Here is an 8731-nt window from a genome sequence, read left to right on the forward strand (position 1 = left end):
CCGTAAATGGGGCGCACATGATAAGGCCACCAGAGGACAGAATGCTCAAGTTCATCGACCCGGACCACCCCTTTTACCGCCCGCTATGGGTCCGCCTGCTGATCGTGGCCTTCTGCGCCGTCTGGACGGTGGTCGAGTTCCTGGGCGAACAGGCGATGTGGGGCATGATCTTCCTGGCCATGACGGCCTATGCCTCGGCAGCGCTGCTGGTCTTCTATAAGCCGAGCGAGAAGAGCGTGGATAAAGCCGCGGACGAAGAGCAAGGCAAGAGCGACGGGGACGGCGCCGCGGGCTGACGATCACGCCGCCGGGTTGATTGCGCGTATCTGCTGCGAGGCTTCGTCGATCAGCATGTTGGCGAGTTTCATACGCACGGTCGCATTGGCGCGGAAGGCGGCCGGCAGGCGGTCCGGATGGTTCAGGGCGGCGAAGGCACGCCGCTTTGCCGCGAGCGTCACTTGAGTTTCGCCGTCGGCAAGCGCCAGTTCTTCGGCCACCTCTGCAAGGCCAGTGCGATTGAGATAGTCAGGCATGACCGGCGGAGGCGGCGGCTCGACGAAAGCCGCATCGAGATAGGCGCGCTCGACCGCGCCGAAGGAGGCCGCGCCGACGCTTTCGGCCGAAAGAGCGCTGGCAAACACCGGCGCGTACGGCGTCGTGACACGGGACGCTTCGGCCGGATCCGGCTCGTATTCCTCTTCCGTCTTCAGCCGTTCGAGCACCGACTGAAACACCGACATTCCGAACATGACGCCTCCAATTGGAAGGAAACCATGACAGGCGGAGGTTATCCCGGGCTGATCACATGATCATGCCGGGCTGATCACTTGATCATGCCGGGCTGAACGTTTCGATCATGCCGGGCTGATCACGCACGGCCCTGCTTCAGGATGAGATCGTAGAGCAGCTTGGCACTCGGCGGCAGCGCGCGTCCCTCGGCCGTGATCAGGCCATAGGGCTTGATGCGGATCGGGATCTCGGTCTTCAGGATGCGGATTTCGCCGGCCGGTGTGCCGTTGCCGGCAATCAGGTTGGCGACGTCGAGCGCCACCGGCGCGATCGCATTGGTGTGGCGCACGATCGACAGCGTCAGGATGATCGAAGAGGTGTTGATGACGGTCGCCGGCAATCTCACGCCGGCCGCCACGAAACTATCCTCGACGGCGCGCCTGAGCAGCGTGCCCGGCGGCTGGAACACCCAGTCGTAGGAGGGCAGGTCCTCGGCGCCGACCACAGGTTTGTCGAGCAGCGGATGGCCGTCGCGCACGATCAGGCAGACTTCTTCAAACCCGATCTCCACCATGTTGAAGAGCCGCGGCGGCTGGTCGTCGGGGATGCGCCCGATGATGAAATCGTGGCGCGCGGCAAGCAACTCCCTTGCCAGAACGTTGCTGTTTTCGATCTGGACGTTGATCTCGATGCCGGGATAGGCGGTGATCACCTGGCGAATGGCGGGGACGGCGAGATTGAGCGCCGGGCCGGTGACGGAACCCAGAGAGACCGAGCCGCCGCTGCCCGTCTTGAGCTCGTTGATCTCGCGCGAGGCTTCTCGAAGCTCCAGAAAGATCGTGCGCGCCCGCCGTGCCAGCGCTTCGCCGTAAGGCGTCAGTTCGACGCCACGGGCAATGCGTTCGCAGACCGGCGCCTTCAGCATCGTCTCGATTTCCGACAGCATACGCGAGGCTGCCGGCTGCGAAATCCCGAGAGCTTCCGCGGCGGCGCTGATGCGCCTGTGGTCGTCAATTGCAAGAATCAGCCGGAGGTGGCTGATCTTCAAGCCGGAGCGAAAGAGTGCTGAATCGAAGAGTTCGCCGGCCGTCCCGGTGGCGCTTGCCTTCTGGTCACGCATTTCCAACCCCTGTGGTTTTTTTGGTTTTCAAATATTTTCAAAAATCACACTGTTCGCACGTGCTATAACAATTTTGGTATGCGTTCAAAGTAATATTGTATTTGACAGTTATATGTTTTGATTCCAGTTTTTGCTCATGTGCCAGCGCATGTAGGAGCATGCGAGGCGGGGAGGCCTCTCCTTCACCTTGATCCGCGGCCGGAGACGAGATCCCGGTCCGCGGATTGCTGCGCATAGACGGAAAGGCTCTGCCTGCCGGCTTCAACTTTTTTGGGAGAGAACTGATGAAATTGATGACTTCGCTTCTCGCAGCCGCTGCGATTTCGATCGCGTCCTTCGCTGCGCCCGTATTTGCGCAGGACAAGGGCACGGTCGGCATTTCCATGCCGACGAAGACGTCGACCCGCTGGATTTCCGACGGCGAGACGATGGAGAAGCTGTTCAAGGAAGCCGGCTACACCCCGGACCTGCAGTTCGCTGACGACGACATCCCGAACCAGCTCGCCCAGATCGAGAACATGGTGACCAAGGGTGCCAAGGTTCTGGTCATCGGCGCCATCGACGGCACGACGCTCTCCGACATCCTGCAGAAGGCCCATGACGCCGGCGTCAAGGTTATCGCCTATGACCGTCTGATCCGTGACTCTGGCAATGTCGACTACTACGCCACCTTCGACAACTTCCAGGTTGGCGTGCAGCAGGCGACGTCGCTGGTGCAGGGCCTCAAGCTCGATGGCGCAACCGAGCCCAAGAACATCGAGCTCTTCGGTGGTTCGCCTGACGACAACAACGCCTTCTTCTTCTACGACGGCGCGATGTCGGTTCTGCAGCCGCTGATCGACAGCGGCAAGATCGTCGTCAAGTCCGGCCAGAAGGGCATGGACCAGGTCGGCACGCTGCGTTGGGACGGTGCTGTCGCCCAGGCCCGCATGGAAAACCTGCTGTCGTCGAACTACACCGACGCCAAGGTCGATGGCGTGCTTTCGCCCTATGACGGCCTCTCGATCGGTATCATCTCGGCGCTGAAGGGCGTCGGCTACGGCTCGGGCGACATGCCGATGCCGGTTGTCACCGGCCAGGACGCCGAGCTGCCGTCGGTCAAGTCGATCCTTGCCGGCGAACAGTATTCGTCGATCTTCAAGGACACGCGCGAACTCGCCAAGGTAACGGTCGGCATGGTCAACGCGATCATGGAAGGCAAGGAGCCTGAGGTGAACGACACCAAGACCTATGAAAATGGCGTCAAGGTCGTTCCGTCCTACCTGCTGAAGCCGGTTGCCGTCGACAAGTCCAACGTCAAGGACGTGCTCGTCAGCTCGGGCTACTACACCGAAGACCAGATCAACAACTGATCTTTTTCAACGGGAAGGGCCCGTGCAAGCGCGCGGGCCCTTTTATCCAGAAGACGGAGCCGGTACTCTCTCGCAGACTGCCGCTGGAATGACTGAACATGGACAATATCATTCTTGAAATGCGGGGCATCACCAAGACGTTCCCGGGCGTCAAGGCGCTGGACAATGTCAGCTTCAAGGTCCGCGAAGGCGAGATCCACGCGCTCGTCGGCGAAAACGGCGCCGGCAAGTCGACGCTGATGAAGGTGTTGAGCGGCGTCTATCCCGCCGGCACCTATGAAGGCGAGATCCACTACGGTGGCGAAGCGCGTCGCTTCTCGACGATCTCCGACAGCGAAGACCTTGGCATCATCATCATCCACCAGGAACTGGCGCTGGTGCCGCTGCTGTCGATCGCCGAGAACATCTTCCTCGGCAACGAGATCGCCAGCAACGGCGTGATCCACTGGCCGCAGACCTTTGCCCGCACCCAGGAGCTCCTGAAGAAGGTGGGCCTCAGCGAGAGCCCGGCAACGCTCATCACCGACATCGGCGTCGGCAAGCAGCAACTGGTCGAGATCGCCAAGGCGCTTTCGAAGAAGGTGCGGCTCTTGATCCTCGACGAGCCGACCGCCTCGCTCAACGAAACCGATTCCGATGCGCTTTTGAAGCTCCTGATGGAGTTTCGCACGCAGGGCATGACCTCGATCATCATCTCGCACAAGCTGAACGAGATCCGCAAAGTCGCCGACCAGATCACCATCCTGCGCGATGGCGGAACCGTCGAAACGCTCGACTGTCAGACCGAAGATGTCGGCGAGGACCGGATTATCAAAGGCATGGTCGGCCGCGCCATGGAAGACCGCTACCCGCCGCGCGAGCCCAAGATCGGCGAGACGCTGCTGGAAGTGAAGAACTGGAATGTCTTCCACCAGCACCATCGCGACCGGCAGTTCCTGCACGACGTCAATTTCACCGTGCGCGCCGGCGAAGTGGTCGGCATTGCCGGGCTGATGGGGGCAGGGCGCACCGAGACGGCGATGAGCATCTTCGGCAAGTCCTGGGGCCACAAGATCACCGGCGACGTGACGATGCGCGGCAAGCCCGTCGATGTCAGCACGATTCCGCGGGCGATCGATGCAGGTCTCGCTTACGTCACCGAAGACCGCAAGCAGCTCGGCCTCGTGCTGATCAACAACATCAAGGAGAACACGACACTCTCCAACCTGAAGGCGGTTGCCGCGAACGGCGTCATCGACGACCGCAAGGAAGCGAAGGTCGCCTCCGACTATCGCTCGAAGCTGCGCATCCGTTCGCACTCGATCTATCAGGAAACGGTCAACCTCTCGGGCGGCAACCAGCAGAAGGTCGTGCTGTCCAAATGGCTGTTCACCAATCCGGAAGTTCTCATTCTCGACGAGCCGACACGCGGCATCGATATCGGCGCGAAGTATGAGATCTACACCATCATCAACCAGCTTGCCGCCGAGGGTAAAGGCATCCTAATGATCTCATCGGAAATGCCGGAGCTGCTTGGAACCTGCGATCGCATCTACGTCATGAACGAGGGCCGCATCGTCGCCGAGCTCTCGAAGGCGGAAGCGAGCCAGGAATCCATCATGCGTGCCATCATGCGTTCAGGGGAGAAACACTAATGGTCGCCGATACGAGCACCCAAAACAACAAGCCCTCGATCGGGGACTATCTCAAGAACAACATCCGCGAATACGGCCTGCTCGTCGCGCTCGTGGTGATCATGCTGTTCTTCCAGTTCGTGACCAACGGCGTGCTGTTCAAGCCGGTCAACATCACCAACCTGGTGCTGCAGAACTCGTTCATCGTCATCATGGCGCTCGGCATGCTCCTGATCATCGTCGCCGGCCATATCGACCTATCGGTCGGCTCGATCGTCGCCTTCATCGGCGCGATCTCGGCGATCATGCTGGTCAAGTGGGGGCTGCCGGCCTTTGTCGTCATTCCCGCCTGTCTCGTCGTCGGCGGCATCATGGGTGCGGCGCAGGGTTATTGGGTCGCCTATCAAAAGATCCCGTCGTTCATCGTCACGCTTGCCGGCATGCTGGTTTTCCGCGGGCTTACCTACGTGGTGCTTGGCGGTCGTCCGATCGGACCGTTCCCGAAGGAATTCCAGCTGCTGTCGACCGGTTTCGTCCCCGACTTCCTCTATTTCCTCAATCCGGCGCCGGAAATGATTCAGAACCTGGTCGCGCTCGTGGCTGTCGTGGCGCTCGTCGCCTATGCCATCTATGCCGGCATTCGCGACCGCCGGATCAACGAGCAGCACGGCACCGAGAACGAACCCTTCATCTTCTTCGCGATCCAGATGGCGGTTATTGCCGTCGTGGCGTTGTTCATCGGCTTCCAGCTCGCGACCTATCGCGGCCTGCCGAACGTGCTGATCGCCATGGCCGTTCTCATCGCGCTCTACACCTTCATCACCACGCGCTCGACCATCGGCCGCCGCATCTACGCCATGGGCGGCAACGTCAAGGCGACCAAGCTCTCGGGCATCAACACCGAACGGCTGACCTTCTACACCTTCGTCAACATGGGTGTGCTTGCGGCACTCGCCGGCATGATCATCACCGCCCGCCTCAACTCGGCTACGCCGAAGGCCGGCCAAGGCTTCGAACTCGACGTCATTGCGGCATGCTTCATCGGCGGCGCCTCGGCGTCCGGCGGCGTCGGCAAGATCATCGGCGCGGTGATCGGCGCCTTCATCATGGGCGTGATGAACAACGGCATGTCGATCATGGGCATTGGCATCGATTACCAGCAGCTGATCAAGGGCCTCGTGCTCCTCGCAGCCGTGTTCTTCGATGTCTACAACAAGAACAAGGGTTGAGCCGAAAGCCATAAGACCCGACGCGAACCAGTAACATTCACCGGCAGCCGCGGCTGCCAGGATCGGCGGATTGGCCCGCCGGAATTGGGTGGCGAAAGCCAGCCACGGGGACGCTTTTGCCTTGAGAAGGCGAAGACCGCGACCCGAACGACGACAGGAAGGACAGGATCGTGCTGATTTCGCAGATCAGGAACGAAGACGGATCGATAACGGTTGCGGTGCGTTTGCCCGGTGAAACCGCGCATGCGGTCAATGGTGCTGCAAGCGTCTACGCTCTGGCGATGGAGGCGGCCAATGCCGGGCGCAGCCTGAAGGAGACGATCGAGACCAAGGGTCTTGGCGCCGCCGTCGACCTCGACAGGGCCTATGCGGAGGGACGTTTCCTGCCGCCGATCACCCATCCGGATCCGGCGCACCTGCACCTGACCGGCACGGGCCTCACCCATCTTGGTTCGGCCGCAACCCGTGACGCCATGCACAAGAAGACGAGCGAGGCGGCCGAGGAAACGCTGACGGACTCGATGAAGATGTTCCGCATGGGTCTCGAAGGCGGCAAGCCGAAAGCCGGCGAGACCGGCGTGCAGCCGGAGTGGTTCTACAAGGGCAACGGCACCTCAGCCGTGGCGCCGGGCGCGGCACTCGTTTCGCCCGCCTTTGCCGAGGATGGCGGCGAGGAGCCGGAAATGGCCGGCATCTACGTGATCTCCGACACGGGCGTTCCGTTCCGTATTGGTTTCGCCGTCGCCAACGAGTTTTCCGACCACAAGACCGAGCGGGTCAACTATCTCTGGCTGGCGCACTCGAAGCTGCGCCAGGCGAGCTTCGGTCCGGAAATCCGTATCGGTGTTGCCCCTGAGGATATCCGCGGCATGTCGCGCATCCTGCGCGGCGGCAAGGTGCTGTGGGAGAAACCGTTCCTGTCGGGCGAGGCCAACATGTCGCACAGTTTCGCCAATCTTGAGCACCATCATTTCAAGTACGGCCTGTTCCGCCAGCCGGGCGATATTCATGTTCACATGTTCGGTACGGCGACGCTGTCCTTCGGCGACGGCATCCGCACCGAGGAAGGCGACGTGTTCGAGATCGAGGCTGATGGTTTCGGCCTTCCGCTCCGCAACACGCTAGCGATCGCTGCGGAAGAACAGGTCGCCATTCGCCAGCTCTGACACATCTCCTAAGCGCACCGTTCGCGAGGGACGGTCATGCGCGTTTATGAAGGAGGCTCGAAGCCTATGACAATGCACCAGAACCTGATTGCCGGCGAGTGGGTCGGCGGTGACGGGGTTGCCAACATCAACCCGTCCGACACCAATGACGTTGTGGGCGAATATGCCCGTGCGTCTGCCGACGATGCCCGCGCCGCGATCGCCGCTGCCAAGGCTGCGTTCCCGACCTGGTCGCGTTCCGGCATCCTCGAGCGCCACGCGATCCTGAGGAAGGCCGCCGACGAGATCCTCGCCCGCAAGGACGAGCTCGGAAGGCTGTTGTCGCGCGAGGAAGGCAAGACGCTTGTCGAAGGCATCGGCGAGACGGTGCGCGCCGGCCAGATCTTCGACTTCTTCGCCGGCGAGTGCCTGCGGTTGGCGGGCGAAGTACTGCCCTCGGCGCGACCCAACATCGGCGTCGAGATCACCCGCGAGCCGGTCGGCGTCGTCGGCATCATCACGCCCTGGAACTTCCCGATCGCCATYCCCGCCTGGAAGATCGCGCCGGCGCTTTGTTACGGCAACACCGTCGTCTTCAAGCCGGCCGAACTGGTGCCCGGCAGTTCCTGGGCGATCGTCGACATCCTCCATCGTGCCGGCCTGCCGAAAGGTGTGTTGAACCTCGTCATGGGCAAGGGCTCGGTCGTCGGCCAGGCGATGCTCGACAGCCCCGATATCCACGCCATCACCTTCACCGGCTCGACCGGCACGGGAAAACGCGTGGCGCTGGCCTCGGTCGAGCACAATCGCAAATACCAGCTGGAGATGGGCGGCAAGAACCCCTTCGTCGTGCTCGACGATGCCGATCTGTCGGTGGCGGTCGAGGCCNGACGGGCGCGAACATCAGGATGATAGGCGTGTTGAACCTCGTCATGGGCAAGGGCTCGGTCGTCGGCCAGGCGATGCTCGACAGCCCCGATATCCACGCCATCACCTTCACCGGCTCGACCGGCACGGGAAAACGCGTCGCGCTGGCCTCGGTCGAGCACAATCGCAAGTACCAGCTGGAAATGGGCGGCAAGAACCCCTTCGTCGTGCTTGATGATGCCGATCTGTCCGTTGCGGTCGAAGCGGCGGTCAATTCCGCCTTCTTCTCTACCGGCCAGCGCTGCACCGCCTCGTCGCGCATCATCGTCACCGAGGGCATTCACGACCGCTTCGTGGCCGCAATGGGCGAACGGATCAAAGGGCTGACGATCGATGATGCGCTCAAGGCCGGCACCCATATCGGCCCGGTGGTCGATGAGAGCCAGCTCAACCAGGACACCGACTACATCGCCATCGGCAAGCAGGAGGGCGCCAAGCTCGCCTTYGGCGGCGAGCTCCTGAAGCGCGACACGCCCGGCTTCTACCTGCAGCCAGCGCTGTTCACCGAGGCGACCAACCAGATGCGGATTTCGCGGGAAGAAATCTTCGGGCCGGTCGCGTCCGTCATCCGCGTCCGCGATTACGACGAGGCGCTCACTGTGGCCAACGACACCCC

The 8731-nt window shown here is 61.8% G+C and carries 8 protein-coding genes and 1 pseudogene; 7 read left to right on the forward strand and 2 right to left on the reverse strand.

All coding sequences use genetic code 11. From position 1 onward, the window contains the following. Positions 1-41: 41 nt before the first annotated feature. The gene (locus ASE60_RS07515) at positions 42-296 is read left to right on the forward strand and encodes a hypothetical protein (protein ID WP_057249114.1); all 255 of its coding nucleotides are present in this window, start codon (positions 42-44) and stop codon (positions 294-296) included. A gap of 3 nt (positions 297-299) precedes the next feature. On the opposite strand, the gene ASE60_RS07520 is transcribed toward ASE60_RS07515, so the two are convergent. After that, positions 300-749: a hypothetical protein gene (locus ASE60_RS07520; RefSeq protein ID WP_057249115.1), complete on the reverse strand. Its 450-nt coding sequence runs from the start codon at positions 747-749 to the stop codon at positions 300-302. Between the two features lie 119 nt (positions 750-868). Beyond that, on the reverse strand, positions 869-1849 hold the full coding sequence (locus tag ASE60_RS07525) for a LysR family transcriptional regulator (RefSeq protein ID WP_057249116.1): 981 nt from the start codon (positions 1847-1849) through the stop codon (positions 869-871). Positions 1850-2133: 284 nt separating this feature from the next. Here ASE60_RS07525 and chvE point away from each other — a divergent pair, with 284 nt between their 5' ends. From chvE to ASE60_RS07555, 6 genes and pseudogenes are all read left to right on the forward strand, one after another. Further along, positions 2134-3201, forward strand: a complete 1068-nt coding sequence (gene chvE / locus ASE60_RS07530; RefSeq protein ID WP_057249117.1) for a multiple monosaccharide ABC transporter substrate-binding protein — start codon at positions 2134-2136, stop codon at positions 3199-3201. 98 nt (positions 3202-3299) lie between these two features. Further along, the gene (gene mmsA, locus ASE60_RS07535; protein WP_057249118.1) at positions 3300-4835 is read left to right on the forward strand and encodes a multiple monosaccharide ABC transporter ATP-binding protein; all 1536 of its coding nucleotides are present in this window, start codon (positions 3300-3302) and stop codon (positions 4833-4835) included. Beyond that, the gene (gene mmsB, locus ASE60_RS07540) at positions 4835-6043 is read left to right on the forward strand and encodes a multiple monosaccharide ABC transporter permease (protein WP_057249119.1); all 1209 of its coding nucleotides are present in this window, start codon (positions 4835-4837) and stop codon (positions 6041-6043) included. Before mmsA ends, mmsB begins: the two co-directional genes overlap by 1 nt. 170 nt (positions 6044-6213) lie before the next feature. Then, positions 6214-7209: an AraD1 family protein gene (gene araD1, locus ASE60_RS07545; RefSeq protein WP_057249120.1), complete on the forward strand. Its 996-nt coding sequence runs from the start codon at positions 6214-6216 to the stop codon at positions 7207-7209. Between the two features lie 66 nt (positions 7210-7275). Next, on the forward strand, positions 7276-8076 hold an 801-nt coding region (locus ASE60_RS07550; RefSeq protein ID WP_156414601.1), incomplete at its 3' end, for an aldehyde dehydrogenase family protein. Position 8077: 1 nt separating this feature from the next. Continuing rightward, positions 8078-8731: pseudogene (locus ASE60_RS07555) on the forward strand (aldehyde dehydrogenase family protein); the annotation flags it as partial.

The sequence above is a fragment of the Ensifer sp. Root278 genome, assembly GCF_001429285.1.
GTDB lineage: Bacteria > Pseudomonadota > Alphaproteobacteria > Rhizobiales > Rhizobiaceae > Ensifer.